Consider the following 17494-nt stretch of genomic DNA (forward strand, 5'->3'; position numbering starts at 1 on the left):
CGTTAGAACGCCTATATGGAGCTACAGTCTGCTGCTTAAATTCGCCATTACGATCTCTTGGAATGTTGAGTCGTAAGTCGCCATACTCCGTGTGAAGTGTACGCGTATATCCACCGTTACGCGAGTTTCCTGAGTTCACTCCAATGCGGTCATACTTCTCATAGTCAAGAAATGCAGTCAATTCGGTTTCTAATAAACGATTCATGGCTGCTTCTAGATGAGAACGAAAAACTTCAGTCACATCTTGCTTGGCGACTAGAGCTTGGACTAAATCTGATGTAAAATGATTCATAGGGAAGACCTCTTTTCTGTGAATTGTGTTGTGGTGACTTAATTTTACAAGAAAAGGTCTTCCTTTTTGCTATTTATCTATTTACACAAGATATTTTACGCTCTCAGGATATGATGTGTCACATCATATCTTATTATTTTATTTAAAAAGAATAGGGTATAACAAGCCTATCAACAATGGTTACAAGTAGTGGGGCAAATCGCAAGTGGGCATGAAAAATATGTTGAAACAAAACTTACTCAAGTTGGCCTGATTCAAAAAGAGTTCGAAGGCGGAATTGTAGAAGGTGAGGGCGTTGGAAAACCGGTAATAAAACTAACTGAATTCGGTAAGAATCTGATCAATTACTTCAAGATTCTCGAGATTGATCAAATTCAGGAATAATGCAGGCGGTTTGTTTTTGGATTATTCCCCGGGTTTGTCCATTAATTCATGAATATCATTTGGGCATGGTAGGTTGAATGAAGGAACGTGGAAGCGGAGACTCTTGAAGGATCAACGGAGTATGTTTCTGCGCTTTCTTCCCCTTCATATATTTCATTTAGTTCCATTAGATACTAAAGACTAGTTGTCCTTTAACTAAGAAACATGACTAAATTCTAAGAAAACATGATATCTTTATTTGTGCGACCTAGAATGGAATGTAATTGGTGACACCATACACTACTTACTACAAGAAGCAAAAGAATGTGCTACCCAAATCAAATATGTCCACTATAAAGTGAAATGATACAAAAAGTTGAACCAACAAGACACGATAGCTAAATAAAAACTAAAACGTGGCTGCTAGCATAGATCGGCAGCCATGTTGCGCTAACGGGCAGAATAGTTCGAATCTATAAATACGGTATTATATAGGTTATAACAAAGACTTAATTATCAGCAAGCGGGAGGATACTATGATTAAAGATGACTGGTTTACGGTGCAATTTATTGATGAAAATACGTACGCAATTAGTGAATATGGACATTGGGAGAAGGTTCATTCATTTTTATTATTAGGAAGTAAGAGAGCAATTTTAATTGATACAGGGCTTGGTATAGATAATATTAAGAGGATAACAGACCAGTTGACCACTATGCCTATCGAGGTTATTACTACCCATGTGCATACTGACCATATCGGAAGTCACGCTGAATTTGCACGTATCTTTGTTCATAAAGGAGATGAAGACTGGTTAATCAATGGAATTAAAGGATTGACGATTGAACAGATTAGGAAAGACATAAGACGAGATATAACTATACCTACACCAGTAACATTTAATCCTGACACATACCGGCCATTTCAAGGAAAGCCGACAGGAAATTTGAATGACGGCGATGTATTTGACTTAGGTAACAGAAGATTAATTATCTATCATACTCCAGGTCATTCTCCTGGGCATATTTCCGTTTTTGATGAAACCAATGGTTATCTCTTCACAGGGGATTTGCTGTATGATGAAACGCCAGTATATGCATTTTATCCTTCAACAAACCCTGCTGATCTAGTAAAGTCATTAGAAAGAATTACTGGGATACCTAACGTTAAAATGGTATACGGTTCTCATAATACATTAGGATTAAAACCAGTAATATTAGAAGAAGTAAGAAATGCAGTTGAATATATGAGAGATAATGATCTCATCAAGTTCGGGACTGGAATTATTACCTTCAATGGTTTCAGCGTTCAGTTCTAATGCGCAAAATGTTAAGCTAATGTGAAACGCTAGTTCAACACGCCCTGCTAATTATTAAAACCTCTCCTTATAAGCAAACTAGATTTAATAGCTTCTATAGGGAGGTTTTGTTATGAAATTAAATGAGCTGTGGAGGTTGTATGAAGCTGACAAGCGCATTCAAGGATTCAGTACGAGAACATTAAAAGCATACGCCCTTCAGCACAAAATGTTGATGCAAGAGCTTGGTAATCTCGATATCACAGAGGTAACGTTAACCATGCTGAAGGAGTACTTGGCAAAACAAGCTGATCGTTTGAAGCCAAGCAGCCTGGGTTATCGCATTCGGTTTGTTCGTTCTCTTTTCCGTTACGCTTATGAAGAGACGTATCTGACTTCAAATCCTTCTCTAAAATTAAGAGAACCTAAATTAGATAAGTGCATTCCAAAATTTTTGATTGAGGAAGACGTCATCTACTTAAAGATCTCTTGTCAGTCACTCAGGGAAAGAGCGCTGCTGGAGTTTCTGTACAGCACCGGCTGCCGTGTTGGAGAGATGGAAAAAAATTAACATCGATAATCTTAACTGGGAGAAATGTTCAGCAATTGTTAGTGGCAAGGGATCGAAGCAAAGAGAAGTTTATTTTACGACAGAGTGCAAAGTATGGTTTAAGAAGTACCTGGCCAGCCGTGAGGACTCCTGCAAAGCCTTGTTTGTTACTGATACGCATCCAACAAAATGAATGGCCATACCTACGATTAGGTGAGCCTTAAAACGGCTTGCAGACCGGGGAGAAATTGAAGCGAACGTATACCCGCATCGCTTTCGGCATACTTATGCATGCCAGCTCCTTGATAACGGTGCCCCCTTAGATTTCATCCAAGGCATGCTCGGTCATGAGAAAGCATCGACCACTCAAATTTACGCACAGCTCCGCGGCGAACGTAGGAGAGAGCTTTATCGACGGTTCTTTTAAGTGTTCATGGCGGCGGATCCCATTTAGAATTCCGCCGCTGTTCAACTAAAGGGCAGATTTGTTTAGAAACTGATTGTATTTATCTATACCTAATGCTAATCTTAACATTAGAGATGCAAACAAAGGAGCATAAACCTTATCATGTGGATTATTCTGTAAAGATTAACAATTCGAAAGGATGCCTGTAATAGTGACTACACTATTTTATTAGGCGTGCTTTTCTTTAATCTTACAGGATATGCAGGGAAAGGTGTATCATAAACCCATGCTGCGGATACCTGATGGTATCCGCTTTTATTCGTGGGAAACCGCGTCTCTATTGATTCTTACCTGCTTATCCTCCTACTAGCGAATGGAGGAGCTTTATTATGAGATCGAAGAAGTTAGTTTTGATTGAGGGAATTCCAGGATGTGGGAAAACAACAACTACTCAACTCGTTCATGAAATTCTTACGGAAATGAACATTACATCCCAGCTGTTTTTAGAAGGAAATCTGGAACATCCTGCTGATTATGATGGAGTCGCTTTCTTTAAGAAAGATGAATGCGATGAATTATTGAGTACCCATGAAAAGTTTAAAGATTTGTTGAGTAATCTCATGATTAAACAAGGTAACGATTACTTCCTAGAATATCGGAAAATAAAAAATGAATACGGGTCAGATTTTCCAGATGAATTGCTTCATACAGTTTTCAAACATGATATTTATGAATTGTCGCTAGATCAAAACAGGAAACTGATAACAGAACGATGGAAGAAGTTTGCGGATCGAGCTTTGAATGGCACAGACACCTTTGTTTTTGATGGTTGTTTTATACAAAACCCTGTAACCATAGGGATGATTAAATATGATGCGAAGAAGGAAGACGTTATAGGTTACGTTTATGAACTGGCAACAATTGTGGAGCGACTGAATCCCTTGTTGATTTACGTAGATCAGAACGATCTTGATCATTCTTTCAGAAAAGCTGTAAAGGAAAGACCTAAGGAATGGTCTGAGGGATTTATTGAATATTATACGAACCAAGGGTATGGTAAAAAACAAAATTACAAAGGGTTAGAAGGAACGCTGCAGGTTCTTAAAGCAAGAGGGGAACTAGAAGAAGAAATTTTTAAAGGCTTAAACATAAACAAGATAAAAGTTGATAACTCTTCTTATAATAAAAACGATTATAAACAAGATTTAGAGGGCATTTTATCACAATATTTCAAACAAACAAACTAACGAGAAAATTAGATTCTAATGCTTGCAGGCTGAAAAAGATGAAAGTCTATTAAGCTAACGGTACACGATAGTTGAATAATGGTATATACAAAAGATATATCTTAATCAAAAGAGCACCTCAACTACAATTGGTTATGTTTTGAAGAGGCGGTAACGCTTTGGGAATGGGATAGTAATAAAACGGCGTCATAGGAATTGAACAAAGAAAAAGTTTGTGAAAGATTAGCTAAAGAAGGCTCATTTAATTGATCAATCTATTAATAAACGTTTATAAATGATTATAAAAAACGCTTAGAATATAAAAAATAACGTTTTTTATATTCTAAGCGTATATTTTCGTTAAAATGTGAGTGGTACCCCTATTATTTTCATCATTCTACTCATATTACACTCCAATCTATCAAAATCTGTTATGCTAGTTTTACTACCTGAACAGTTGCTCCATTTATAGTTTTACTTTCGGTAGAAAGGTTGTTTAATGTTAGTACATTCGGTCCTGCTCCTGTATTTATTACTGCGCCTGCAGATACTGAAAATTGAGCGTTTGCAGGTAAACTACCTGCTCCTGAGAAACTACTTCCCGATCCTGGTACTAAAATTCCATTCAAATCAAAAGCTAACTGTCCTGCTCCAGTTCCCACTGAAACATCAGCTTGATAAGAAATATAATAAGTCTGATTTGGTGCTAACATGATATCTGTGGAACCTGGAGTATGCGTAATCGCTGTTCCATTAATAACATCGTTGCTAATTAAAGGGACATTTGCTCCGCTAGCAACAGTTACAACCATACCAATATTACTTATGCTAGCATTATTAGCTGTAATTAATGGACCGGTTGCTCCCGTAGCTCCTGTAGCTCCACTTGGACCGGTTGCTCCCGTAGCTCCTGTAGCTCCACTTGGACCGGTTGCTCCCGTAGCTCCTGTAGCTCCACTTGGACCGGTTGCTCCCGTAGCTCCTGTAGCTCCACTTGGACCGGTTGCTCCCGTAGCTCCTGTAGCCCCACTTGGACCGGTTGCTCCCGTAGCTCCTGTAGCTCCACTTGGACCGGTTGCTCCCGTAGCTCCTATAGCCCCACTTGGACCAGTTACTCCCGTAGCTCCTATAGCCCCACTTGGACCAGTTGCTCCCGTAGCTCCTGTAGGACCCACTGGTCCTCCAGCAGGTCCGGTAGCACCAGTAACACCTGTTGGGCCTGTTAAAGAGGGGGCAGCTAAGATGTTCTCCAATTTAGATTGGAGAAGCATTTCTTTCTTAATTAATTCCTGCATGGTACTTTTTACACTTGTATCAACAGCGAGCAAATCGCTGATGGTTGCTGGAATAGTGAGTCCTGGCAGCGTACCGACGGCGTATTGGATTTTTTCAGCTTCGGCATTAATAACGTGACCCAGTCCTAGCTCTTCGATAGCAATCGATGCCAACAAGAGATTTAAGGCATCATCTCTAGAAATAGAAATGCTAGGCGTAATATTAGGAATATTAGCTTGTGTCAAGTTTAATCATCCTTTCGATACTCTATTTGGTGTTACTATATATCTTATGTCTTTTGCATTTTAAAGTTCGGGCTAAATGAATGATCTATAATTTTGAACTCTTGCTTTCCATAATAGATTAGAACTAGGGTGCACGGAACCGTTTCCAATAGGGCATATGATTCAAGGTGCAATGGACGTGCCTTAGAAAGTTATCATGTATCATATATGTGGTCAGTTATTTCGGGGGGATAGAATTGGTCTAGGTGAGTATTTTTCTCAGAATAGATTGAGTTTGATCGTCCAAGTGCTCGTGCTACCACTCCTCACGCTTAGGACTCTAGGATCGATGTGAATCGGCTACACTTAGTTGGACATAAAAAATAAGGGCTAGTAGAATAAGAGCAAGATGACAAGGAGTGGATCTACTATGCCAAGACAAAGACGTACATTTACTTCCGGATTTAAAAAACAGATGGTTCAATTATTCGAGAATGGAAAACCTAGAGCTGCTATTGTAGAAGAGTATGAACTGAGTGCTTCCGAATTAGATCGTTGGATTAAGCAATACCAACAGTCCGGATCTTTCTCAGAGAAAGATACTCGTTCTGCAGAAGATAATGAACTTATTAAATTACGAAAAGAGAACGAACGTCTTAAAATGGAAGTAGACATTTTAAAGCAAGCAGCGCTGATCATGGGACGAAAGTAAGTGTCATCAAGCGAAATCGTGACAAATACTCGGTATCAGCAATGTGTGACGTCCTGAAAATATCGAAAAGTACATTTTATTACGAAGCCAAGCAGCGAAAAGCCGAGGACGATGTGACTTAGCCAATTATAAATATCTTTAAAAAGAATCGTAGTGTGTACGGAACAAGAAAGATAAAGTCCAAACTGAGCGAGCAAGGATTAACGGAATCCAGGCGTCGAAATGCTCGCATCATGAAGGAACAAGGATTAGTATCTACTTACAAAGTGACACAGTATAAACCACATAAACCGGCTTGTAACGAATCCAAGCAAGCTAATGAGTAAACCGTCAATTCCAGCAATCAGAGGCTAAACGGGTCGTTGTAAGCGATCTAACGTATGTAAAAGTTAGAAACAGATGGCATTACATCTGTGTATTTGTCGACCTGTTTAATCGAGAGATTATTGGATCTAGCGCTGGTCCTAACAAGGACGCAACTCTAGTCGCTCGTGCCTTCGCCTCTGTAGAAGGGGATCTCCGACAAATCCAGTTATTTCATACCGACCGTGGCAGTGAGTTCAAGAACAAACTGATTGATGAGACACTAGCGACATTCCAGATTGGTCGCTCACTAAGCATGAAGGGCTGCCCTTATGATAACGCAGTGGCCGAAGCTACATTTAAAATCATGGAGACTGAGTTTATTCATCAGATGCATTTCAAGAATTTACACCATCTCAAGTTAGAGTTACGTGATTACGTACAGTGGTATAACAAACATCGTATTCATGGAACCTTAGGTTACATGAGCCCAGTAAACTACAGAAGGTTAGCCCTTAAATAAGTTGTTTGATTTTGTGTTGACAGTCCAGAATATGCAATTTTTCAGAGAAGTGATTATGGATATTGGAAGGGATTGGCTGGTGGTGGAGAGGAGGGTGAGACTCCTATTGAATCAGTTGAACGAGAAGCATTTGAAGAGGCTGGTATTAAAAGAGATTATCCATATATTGAATTAGATTCTATGTCTTCACTACCAGTAGAAGATGTAGTTGGGAACTTCCTTTGGGGAGAAGACGTTTATGTATTAAAAGAATTTTCTTTTGGTATTAAAGTTCCTACAAAAGATATATCTTAATCAAAAGAGCACCTCAACTACAATTGGTTATGTTTTGAAGAGGCAGTAACGCTTTGGGAATGGGATAGTAATAAAACGGCGATATAGGAATTGAACAAAGAAAAAGCTTGTGAAAGATTAGCTAAAGAAGGCTCATTTAATTGATCAATCTATTTTATAAAAATCTCATACTTAGTTAAAAGATTAACTTCATTTTGATCAATCTTTTCTCAAAAATGGAGTTTTTGTATTGGTGATAAATAAATGGTGAAGGGAATTTTTTAATCAATCTTTATTCTAAAGCTACAACAACTAGTTTTTTGTAGGAGATGATGTGACACATCATATAAGAACCCTTGATACATAAGGGTTGATATCATTTTATAGATATATGTACAAAATACGGGTTTTGTGAAACAGTGTATTCATTAAACAGCAAACTCATCAGATTGACCTCATATATTTTGTCTGCCCCGTTGGTAAATCTATTTTGTTCGAGTCTCGACTTTACGTGTTTGATTTTTTGTTCCACGCTCCTTTCATCGATGTTCCGATAACAAAATTGTTCAAGCACCTAATTAGTTATGTAACGTTATGAATTGCAAAAACATTAAAGTTCTGTGTGATGTCAAAAAATATTTAGTAGTTATTTAAAAGGCTGCCGATTTCTCGACAGCCTAGACAGATGGATTACTCCTGCTGTTTCATGTATTTTAAATGTAAGATGGGATAAGGTCGGCCTGCTCCATCCGTCAAATCTTCACCGGTTATTCCGAAACCGCTTTTTAAGTAAAATCTTGTTGCATTCTCATTTTGTTTATTCACATCTACGGATGTGATTCCAAAACTATTGATGCATGTTTGCATAATTTGTTTCCCATACCCTTTTCCAATGTTATCGGGATCAAGAAACAGTGCTTCCAATTGATTATCATTGATAGCGGTAAAACCAATGATTGAGTCTTCGGTATACCAGAGACGTACCTCAAGATGAGGAAAATACATCGGTAATTCTTTTTTGATTTCTTCTTTATCTTTGAAACTCAAAAAATGATGAGTGGTCATTACCGATCTTTCCCAAAGATTTATAATCATATCATAGTCATTAACGGTTGCTTGTCTGTTTTGTATCATTTCATTCTGCTCCTTTTTCTTTTTAATTTATCACGCTCCTTTCATCACATTTTTGTAGATGGTAATCGTATATCTCCAATTGATATATAATTTCATGCTTACCGCTCTCTTCCGAATGATATTAATCGATTTGCGATCAAACAGATTTCACTATGTCATTCACCGTCTCTAGCTTGCTTCTGTATAGATGGAGTGGATGTTTCCTTCTGGATCGGCAAAAAAAGCGGCTATATGTCCCCAGGGCATGAGCGTAGGCTCTTTAATTGCAGTCCCGCCATTTGAAATGATTTTCTCATAGGCTAATTGGACTTGTTCAGGCGAATCATACGGGAAGCATAGTTCCAATGCTTGTCCCCTGTGTGCTTCGGAATAAGAGTGATGGCCATTTGTAATGGACGCCATTAATTGTTTGGAGCAAATGGATAGGCGAACACCACTATTTTCAAACTCAACGTACTCCTCAGAGTCGACAATGGTTGGGAATCCGAGCACATCCCGATAAAATCGTGTCATTTCGGGAATGTCATTCGTTAACAACGTAATTACGGTTACTTGCGGTTTCATATATAAAACTCCCTTTCCGGATTTTTTGTTTAAGACATAATACTTAAGGTGTGCCTGCATTGAGATTGAGAGTGATATTCCAGTGAAAATGATCATGCCCTCGTATTTTGCATGACTTTATTTTCTTGTCATCCGAAAAGTGACATTTATCGTAAAAAGGAGCCAGTGAAGCTCCCTTTAACTATTTAACTTCTGCTTTCTAACTTGCATACCGCCGATGATAAGCATGATAACGCCAACTACTGCTAACACAATCCGAACTAAAAAAGGACTTACTGAAAACAACGTTTCACCTTGCCAATGCAGTCCGAACAACTTTTCATTCAGCCCGACAATCGCCAATAATGGCTTAAGGAACAGACTGAGCGCTAATAATACGATTCCCCAAATAATATTGCTATTCATGGATTCACACCCTCATTTCCAATTAAAACAATTTCCTTTCATCGTTTCTGTCAGGATGGAACCAACAATCCTATCGGTTCCATCCTTCGTAGATATACAACTCTTTTCAACTGAACTTAACCGGATTCCTTTATGCGTCTGATTCCTTGTACGATCCCCTCCTTGAGACTCTCCCTCAGCGAATAAATGACTGGTGCTGAAGGGATGTCAAATTTCAGATGGGAATGGGGAATTTCCGTAAGTAGGGTGCCGATCGGGTCGCCCTGCTTGTTATAAATGACATTCCAAAATATTCTCGATCTGTTGTCTTCCGTCCCCCATTTTTCAATGGAATTTCGGAAAATCAAACACTTGGCGATAACGAAATCATTCTCTTCTGTCTTCTCCATTACGCTGAAATCGGCATCCTCCAGCTGCTCGAATAAGACCGGCAACAGGCGATCCAAGTAAAGGCCATAAGCCGCGTCTTCGATTTCAATAAAAGCAGCTGTCAATTGTTCATGCATGGACTCGTACAAGGGTCTCCACTCAGACGCAACATACTTGTTGGCCACCTCACTTATTTCTTCGATCGACATGTCTTGCCGGAAAATCGGGAATCCATTTTCCACAATCAAACGCCTCCTTCTCTTTATTTCAATTTCATTGTACAACTTGCAAGCAAATTGAAAGGTTAGGCAAAAAAAGAGAAGGAAGATCAACTGTTTTATAGAAAACCTTATATAGTTGTTTAATCTTGATCTAATGTAATGAGGGAGATGATGACTTCACGATGCGCCCCAACAAAATGGCAGCTAAATTCATGATTAGCACCAGTACCATAAGGAATTACGAGGCTAAAGGCCTAATCCCCCCTGCTGAACGATCAGCAAATGGCTACCGCATATATACAAACAAGCACGCTGCTTATCTGTCGTGTATCCGAGCTATGATTCCGGCATTCGGAATGGAAGTGACGTCTGAGGTGATCCGTTGTCTCCAACAGGACAAGCCGCAAGATGCATTGTGGATCATCAGGGAAAAAGAAGTCGCTTTATACAAAGAAAAACAGAAATTAGAGCGGTTAATTCAGGATATTCGGATATACAACATCGAAAATAAATCCCCATATGCCGAGAGCACATTCTCCATGAACGAAGCATCCGAACTTACACAGGCTTCCAAATCAGCGATCCGCTACTGGGACGAAGCAGGATATGTAAGGGCGGATCGCAATCCTAACAACCGTTATCGTCAATACAGTGGATCTCATTTGCTAAAAATCAGGTTGATTCAAATGCTGCAAAGCTCCGTGTATTCAGAAGAGACTGTTCTGTTTAAGCAATCCATCTCCGCTGCCAAACCTACGGATCTGCAGGCGATCATGAAAGTGGCTGAAAATATCAGGTCTTATTTAGATAAGATCATCGAATCCCAGATGTGTGGGATATCTTTTTTACATCAGCTCATTCAGCTTACCAAAGCCTCACGCCTCGGTGGAGCTAGTATCATTCAACCGTACCTGAATGGACCCGACAATTAACAAGTAGATTTTTTTCATTCTCTAAGGTTCATTACAGACGGACAACACGACGATAATACAAGTATTCGGCACGGTCCTCCCACTCCAACTCCTCCTCATAGGGGTCACGATAATAGGTAGCGACAGGTAAATAACCCCATGTTACTCCCATGCCGCCACAGATAAGCACACCCCCGTCCCCGCCTTTGCCGCGCACGATTCCTCCAGAAGACACGGTCAGTTCCTGTTTGTACGGATCTCCAAGGAATTGTAGCCCCATGCCGCCAGTTTTCTCCAGGTCAAATGGTCTAGCGTTCACTGGCAGTTCTCCCTGCCCGTTCTGCTCCAGCTCTCCGAAGTGCCTAACCTTCATACGATAGTCAAAGCTGTCGCCCCAAGGAAATAACGTTCGACAACCTCCGCCGTACACATACTCCCATTCCTCTTCTGTTAACACATCGAAGCCATCGGGCAGTTTGTCTCTAGCCCACGCCTGCTGGCTGGGACTGTCAGCAAACAACCAGATGCGGATAAGCCCATCCTCTTTGTCCAATCGAAAAGACTGATGCTGCTCATAAGAGTCGTAGTTCGACGTACTCAGTTGTTCAATCGCCTCTAGCACATCGCTGTCGTCTCCCGGATCCAAGTCAGCTAGCTCCACCTCGTACCAGGCGACAGGGCGGGTTTGGCGTTCAATTAACATCGGATCGATATGGGCCTCCCGCACGGGAGACATTTGCTCTCGTAGCACCTGTACCAACGCTACAGTCTCTTGATTTAGATCATCCAAGCCGCGTTCGAACTCTCCTTTCGTCTTTTCATCTGGTCCGATTGCCCATTCTTGCCAGCCAAGTGTAACACGGTCTCCAGGCACATAGACGAACTCGCAGCCTTCATACATAAAGATACCCGTTTCTAACTCAAGGCCAAATCGCTCGAAGCGCTCCATTTTCAGAAACGTGAAGCCCAAAGGAAGACGTGCATGCAACTCGCGCAACAACTGTTCCTTACATTCACTTGTCTGTTTATTCCAAGTTGCTCGATCCTTTATCATGATTGTCTCTCCTTTTTTGTATTTATTTGATTGTACGTTCATTTTGCCGCTAGAGTATATCACCGATGAAATTTTCGTCTTAAAAGATTGTGTGGACGCGTCATTCATTGACTCGACTGTAATAAACATTTATTAATTTGTGCGCTACTTTGAAAATGTGCTAAGTAAAGACGGCCATACGGAAATTTTTTCGCGACAGGACGGACATAATGTCTCACCAGCTAAATAATACAGATGGCTAACCAATATGGGTTCCCCGATCGCTTCCGCCCGCTCCGCTAGTGTTCGTATTTCTTCATCTACAAATGACGTCACCGGGACGATCACATGGGATTGCTGATCAGTGTGAAAGGCGGGATCCTGTTCATAGGCGTAAAGTATACCGTTTTCTGCAAAATCATCTTCCTGAGGCCACATAAATACATCACTTTCGCAGGCCGGACACACAGCCACATACTCATCACCGTTAATAAAAGTCATCAACATATTGGCAAGTATGTACGAACCTCGATAAGCGGCATCCGCAGCTAGTAAAAAACGTTTCTCCGTCTCATCGGTGGATTGGCGGGCTGTATAGGTGAATACTTCCTCAGTAAGCGTCTTGAATTTCTCAATGGCTTCTAAATATCCAAAATACAATTCAGTGCAGGCTGAGCTGCCTACCTCTTCAACCAGTTCTGCCCAGGATTCTGGAAAGGGTTCCTCGTCGTGCCCATCACGGCTGGCCTCGATTATACCGCAATTTATAAACAGTTCTTTGCGCACTTCTGCATTAGATGTAGAACATGCTATTTGCGCCAAAAACGGCATCGCTGCATAGGTAGTCGTATATATTGTATTTTGATGGTACAAGTACTCTTGAAAGAGTTCATCAAAAATTTCCTGACTATATTCATGCATTAGCTCCTGCAATAAAGCAGGTACGGTATTAGCAGAACTGTACGGCCCTGTAAGTTTCCCCCATATATCGCTATGCCAATTAAGCAAGCTTTCCCTCCGTTCTTAATTTCCAATTTATACTCTTTTATTTATTGTATCACATAAAAAACAGGGGAATCAGGGCCAACTTCCAGCGTCTCTAGCTCCTTTATACGATGCATAACGACCGATGCTCTGTCAGTTTACGCTAGAGCATGTTGATACTGAAGTGAATCCGCTTCCATAGCCATTTCTTTATGTATAGTAACAATACAATCAAGGTGGTTTAGTTTTTCTTGAAGATCAGTATTTTGGGGATCATCCTCTAACTGAGCTAATATGGAAAAAAGCTGTGGAACCTCCCAAACACTTCTCAATGCGGTGCTTAGACAGAAGCCATATCTCACTAATTCTGCGTCGCCCTGCCATCCTATGTCCCGCAGCCCCGCTAGGTATGCATCATATATAGAAGTTTGAAACCTTATATAGTGGTCGGGCGGAATAATACCAAGACTCATGTTTACGCCAAACAATTTTCCCAAATCTTCGCCAATACCTGATATACTCATGAACTGCCAATCGATAAGCACAAGTTGACTTTCACTGGCCTCATTTTTAACGAGTAACATATTCATTTGACTCAAATCTTGATGTGCTAGTACACGCGGCAGCTGCTGAAGGGACTCTAAAATAGAATCAATGTTTTGGAGGATTTTTTGATACCAGATCCATGTTCTTTGCTTATTTTCCGATGATAAGCGGCTTACATATGCCTCCATATTAGGCGCGTACATACGGCTTGCAGTCGTCCATGACTTGAGCCAGCTCCTGCATATCCACTTATGATCGGGCAGCACTGTTATGCCTTTAAGATAAGCCCCATTAAACCGACCTAACTGTCGAGCAATAAAAGAAAATTGTTCAACTGAATATGCGTATTCACCTGTTACATGTTCCAACCACATCCAAATTGTCCCGTCTTGTTGTTCTTCAAGCAAATAGCACTCTGGCGCGCAAATAGAATCAGGAAGATTCCTTAATACGCCTGACTCGAATACAAGAGCTTCACGTCGCCAGTAGTTGTGATGATCGGAATCATCTTTCTCGGCTGTGTCCGGCTTAATGATTTTTAAAATAACACACCAAGGCTTCAATTGATGATGTAATTGTACCAAACCATGCAAGCGGAATATTCCAGAGGTCGTGAAGTTTGGAGTCTTATAACCCATATCATCACACGTTAAAGTTACTAGTTTAAAAGTTACATGCCTATGGATAGATTGGATACAAGCTTTAATCTGGTCGATCTTATTGTGAAACGGAATATTAGTATTATTTTTAAATACAAGTTTGGTGTGCATCCAGTCTCCTCCCTTATGATTAAAACGTACCCTTTATCAAAACTAGTCCATTAGGATTGATTACGCAAAGCAACAGCAGGCATGGACTTTATAGATACCAATGGACATTAAAGAAGATGATTCCTAATGAATATAGGAATCATCTTCTGGCTGCATACTCCTTAAACACGAATGGGTTATAGCTGTAAATAAAGACGATATAGCATTCGTGCGGCTTCCCCACGTGTAACAGCCTCTTTAGCTTTAATCTGTTTATTGGCGGGGACATCGATCAGGCGCTGCTTCACCGCCAAGGACATTGTTGGCTTGGCCCAGTTTGATACTGTTTCTTTATCTGTAAATTGATTTAAATACTCCTCTGGATTCGATGGGTAATAATAATGCTTCCTCTCATGCAGGAATCTTGCCCCGATGGCGGTCATTTCTTGTCGGGCTATCGTACGATCCGGCTTAAATGTACCGTCAGGATAACCTTCGACGATATGGTTTTTTTCGGATGAAGCGATAAATGGATGATGCCATTGCGGCGGTTGTACGTCCGAAAAGCTCTCCTTCGCCGTTTTATCCATAACGTTAAATGTTCTGACCAACATGGCCGTGAACTCTGCACGGGTGAGCAGGGAATCGGGCTCGAAATTGCCTTTGTCTGTTCCAGTTACGATTCCTTTGGAGCCTAGAAATTGTACCGCTTGCTTTAACTCTGGATCTCGATCATCCATATCAGGGAATGATTTCGAATTATCGCCCACGAGATACATTCCGGAACGGTTGATTTCTGCTACCATGCCGTTTTGGGACGGATTATACTTCCCGCCGACTGGCTCCTTTGTTTTCCCATTCACATAGAACATGCTGCTATGTGCTGCTTCTGCATAATTCGCAGGCAAAATGAGCTGAATGTTGCTTGCTATACCTGAAAGCTCCTGCCCTTGCTCATCCATAAATTGTATGTGATATCCGCCGCTATTCTCTTTCACCAGATGAATGAAGATAACCGATTGCGATTGGAACAGGCGTTCTGCGGTTGCAACATTGACTACGAGTTTCGCATCCCCTGCATACAAGGTAACATAGTCAATATTCTTCTGGCCAACCAATCCATTCTTATTGAGTTTGAACATATATTCATTTTGTGCAGCTAAAGATAGTATTTCCGCGTTTACGATCAGCTCTCTCGGAGTAACAATCCTATGTTCTGACAACGCCTGCTGAACCACTGACTTGGCCTTTAACGCATTTCTTGCTAGCCTATCAATCAATTGAGGGCTTATGTCGAGCTGACCGTCAACTGGAGTTGGCTTTTCACTGCTTGCGGCTGTGATCACCAGCTCCCCTGCTTGCATCAGTCCTTCTACGATAACCGAGTTCTGCTTGTCAGCGTCAGGAATAGACTGGACAGCACTGAAATACGTATCTGATACTATGCTGCCGTCCACAACATACAATAATATGTAAGTCGTCGCATCTGGAAAACCGGCTCTAGTTGTCGTCGCCCGTACGATGGTTTGTCCGAATTTATTCGCTGTTATGACGGGTATGCCATTGACATTCGTTATCGTTCCTATGCTTGGATCGTCAATGGTATACGTTATTTTAGTTCCGGGTAGCACATTGTTCGCAGAGATGAACTGTTGTCCGCCAGGTTTCAGCATCGTGACAAACGGATTAAGGCTGATTTCTGGAGAAGTCAACTGTGTCAACTCAGGTTGAGTTTTGATCTCAGCACGATCATCTGATGATTTTTCTTTAGACCCAGAATGATTTCCAGTTGAGTTACCTTTCGTGAACACAACAAGCTTCGGATAGTCAGAAACCTTATCGTTCCATGCCCACAAGGTCTGATCCTTTTTTAATAAATAGTTTTCCATATAGCTGCCCTTGTCCTTGTGGTGTACGGAAGCGATATTGGAAAGCTCGGGGAACATTTTCTCGCTGTCTATTGACCAAAGCTTATCGTCTGCTCGCAAAGCATAAGTAGAATCGATATTCGAATCTTTCAGTCGTGAGTTAAATTGAACAATTCCCTGTACGCCGGTTGCTTTATGTAATTGGATTGGAATACTCATAGGGTCATAAGTTTTCCAGGACCAGACTGTGCCATCTTTTTTATAAGCATAGTTTGTAGCACCACCCATCTCTAGGTTGACGATGCCGTCAAGCCCTTTGATTTGCTCTGGACCTTTGTTATAAGCTTGGTTATTATTCGGCCAGTACATGTAGGTTCTCCACTTCCAGACCGTACCATCTTTTTTAACTGCGTAGATGTGACCGTTCACAGATTTTATAGATGCGACATTGTCCAGAATCTTATAATAAGTCGTTGACGAAGCTTTGCCCTTTACAGCTATCCAGCACCAAACTGTACCATCTGATTTTAATACAAACAAAGTCTTATAATTTTTAGAGTTGCCAGTATAATCAGCGACAAGTGAAGTTACGTGATTTAAATCTTTAATAGGCTTTGGAGAGATCTTGGAATCTACAGGATAGTTGTTGTTCCTAGAATCCCAAAACCATACGGTTCCGTCTTTTTTTAACGCAGCATAATTCGTCATTAATCTACTTTCCCCGTACTTGCCCTCAAACGAGAATTGCTTCACATCGAGTAAGCCTGGAATTTGCTTGAGTCTGGCTTGGTAGAATGGATCGGAATCATGGGCGGTATAAGCAAGTGTGTCCCAATACCATACAGTTCCGTCTTTTTTTGATATGAGCATATTGCCATCAAGTATTTCGTAATCCTCGCCGATACGTGTATAATGCTGTTCGCTAACGGTACTTTCAATATTCACTTTGGCTTGCACCGTACCTGTATGAGCCGACAGGATTAACGTAATGGATAGCAACACTGAAATCAATCGTTTCATTGGCGACCTCCATTAGAAATGTTAATGTTTTTCTCAATGCTGTCTTTCGAATTTCTAACAGTAAGCCGATTGCTTATCCTTCTTTTCAATTTTGTTGCCCTCTCTTTTTTCTATATTTCTAACTATCCTTTCATCGGTTCATAGCGGCTTGGATTTAACTTTTCTATTTTTGCTATCCATAGCTCTTTTTTATTATAACATATCCCATTTTTATGTAAGAATAAAGGAGATTCATGGTTATTAGA

General features: G+C 40.7%; 16 protein-coding genes and 3 pseudogenes. 9 read left to right on the plus strand and 10 right to left on the minus strand.

The genetic code is table 11. From position 1 onward, the window contains the following. Positions 1–292 (minus strand): transposase (locus tag H509_RS25915; RefSeq protein ID WP_036698163.1); only part of this gene is annotated, 292 nt, incomplete at its 3' end. 189 nt (positions 293–481) lie between these two features. Between H509_RS25915 and H509_RS0118735 the strand changes: the two genes are divergently transcribed. The 6 genes and pseudogenes from H509_RS0118735 to H509_RS27315 form a co-directional block, all read left to right on the plus strand. Next, on the plus strand, positions 482–676 hold the full coding sequence (locus H509_RS0118735) for a hypothetical protein (protein ID WP_028546432.1): 195 nt from the start codon (positions 482–484) through the stop codon (positions 674–676). Between the two features lie 515 nt (positions 677–1191). Further along, positions 1192–1974, plus strand: a complete 783-nt coding sequence (locus tag H509_RS0118740; protein WP_028546433.1) for an MBL fold metallo-hydrolase — start codon at positions 1192–1194, stop codon at positions 1972–1974. 112 nt (positions 1975–2086) lie between these two features. After that, entirely contained in the window at positions 2087–2524 is a 438-nt protein-coding gene (locus tag H509_RS28490; RefSeq protein WP_245596180.1) for a tyrosine-type recombinase/integrase, read from the plus strand. Between the two features lie 226 nt (positions 2525–2750). Beyond that, positions 2751–2930, plus strand: coding sequence for a tyrosine-type recombinase/integrase (locus tag H509_RS28495; protein ID WP_245596212.1), 180 nt, complete (start codon positions 2751–2753; stop codon positions 2928–2930). A gap of 368 nt (positions 2931–3298) precedes the next feature. Next, a complete protein-coding gene (locus H509_RS0118750; protein WP_028546434.1) occupies positions 3299–4156 on the plus strand; it encodes a P-loop NTPase family protein in 858 nt (285 codons plus the stop codon). 105 nt (positions 4157–4261) lie between these two features. Next, a pseudogene (locus tag H509_RS27315) lies at positions 4262–4348 on the plus strand (NUDIX pyrophosphatase); the annotation flags it as partial. Positions 4349–4566: 218 nt separating this feature from the next. Here H509_RS27315 and H509_RS0118755 read toward each other — a convergent pair. Beyond that, positions 4567–5655, minus strand: a complete 1089-nt coding sequence (locus tag H509_RS0118755; RefSeq protein ID WP_028546435.1) for an alpha-helical endospore appendage domain-containing protein — start codon at positions 5653–5655, stop codon at positions 4567–4569. A 409-nt stretch (positions 5656–6064) separates the two neighbouring features. On the opposite strand from H509_RS0118755, the pseudogene H509_RS27320 reads away from it, so the two are divergent. Together H509_RS27320 and H509_RS25925 are read left to right on the plus strand one after the other, a co-directional pair. Beyond that, positions 6065–7172: pseudogene (locus H509_RS27320) on the plus strand (IS3 family transposase). 36 nt (positions 7173–7208) lie between these two features. After that, positions 7209–7553: pseudogene (locus H509_RS25925) on the plus strand (NUDIX domain-containing protein). A gap of 582 nt (positions 7554–8135) precedes the next feature. Here the strand turns inward: H509_RS25925 and H509_RS0118770 are convergent. The 4 genes from H509_RS0118770 to H509_RS0118785 form a co-directional block, all read right to left on the minus strand. Continuing rightward, positions 8136–8579 carry a GNAT family N-acetyltransferase gene (locus H509_RS0118770; protein ID WP_028546437.1) on the minus strand — a complete coding sequence of 148 codons (444 nt, stop codon included), beginning with the start codon at positions 8577–8579 and terminating at the stop codon, positions 8136–8138. A 168-nt stretch (positions 8580–8747) separates the two neighbouring features. Then, positions 8748–9143: a VOC family protein gene (locus tag H509_RS0118775; RefSeq protein ID WP_028546438.1), complete on the minus strand. Its 396-nt coding sequence runs from the start codon at positions 9141–9143 to the stop codon at positions 8748–8750. 177 nt (positions 9144–9320) lie between these two features. Beyond that, positions 9321–9548, minus strand: a complete 228-nt coding sequence (locus H509_RS0118780; protein WP_028546439.1) for a hypothetical protein — start codon at positions 9546–9548, stop codon at positions 9321–9323. A gap of 116 nt (positions 9549–9664) precedes the next feature. Beyond that, positions 9665–10159, minus strand: coding sequence for a DUF6022 family protein (locus H509_RS0118785; RefSeq protein WP_028546440.1), 495 nt, complete (start codon positions 10157–10159; stop codon positions 9665–9667). 161 nt (positions 10160–10320) lie between these two features. Between H509_RS0118785 and H509_RS25930 the strand changes: the two genes are divergently transcribed. Beyond that, positions 10321–11070 (plus strand): MerR family DNA-binding transcriptional regulator, encoded by a 750-nt coding sequence (locus tag H509_RS25930; protein ID WP_051287393.1) that lies wholly within the window; start codon positions 10321–10323, stop codon positions 11068–11070. Positions 11071–11101: 31 nt separating this feature from the next. Here H509_RS25930 and H509_RS0118795 read toward each other — a convergent pair whose 3' ends face one another. The 4 genes from H509_RS0118795 to H509_RS0118810 all read right to left on the minus strand — a co-directional run bounded on the left by H509_RS0118795 (position 11102) and on the right by H509_RS0118810 (position 17249). Continuing rightward, positions 11102–12103 (minus strand): hypothetical protein, encoded by a 1002-nt coding sequence (locus H509_RS0118795; protein ID WP_028546441.1) that lies wholly within the window; start codon positions 12101–12103, stop codon positions 11102–11104. Between the two features lie 144 nt (positions 12104–12247). Continuing rightward, positions 12248–13090: a hypothetical protein gene (locus tag H509_RS0118800; RefSeq protein ID WP_028546442.1), complete on the minus strand. Its 843-nt coding sequence runs from the start codon at positions 13088–13090 to the stop codon at positions 12248–12250. Positions 13091–13224: 134 nt separating this feature from the next. After that, on the minus strand, positions 13225–14382 hold the full coding sequence (locus H509_RS25935) for a phosphotransferase (RefSeq protein ID WP_051287395.1): 1158 nt from the start codon (positions 14380–14382) through the stop codon (positions 13225–13227). Between the two features lie 176 nt (positions 14383–14558). Further along, positions 14559–17249, minus strand: a complete 2691-nt coding sequence (locus H509_RS0118810; RefSeq protein ID WP_028546443.1) for an S-layer homology domain-containing protein — start codon at positions 17247–17249, stop codon at positions 14559–14561. Between the last annotated feature and the right edge of the window lie 245 nt (positions 17250–17494).

It is taken from the genome of Paenibacillus taiwanensis DSM 18679 (genome assembly GCF_000425125.1).
Lineage (GTDB): Bacteria > Bacillota > Bacilli > Paenibacillales > Paenibacillaceae > Paenibacillus_B > Paenibacillus_B taiwanensis.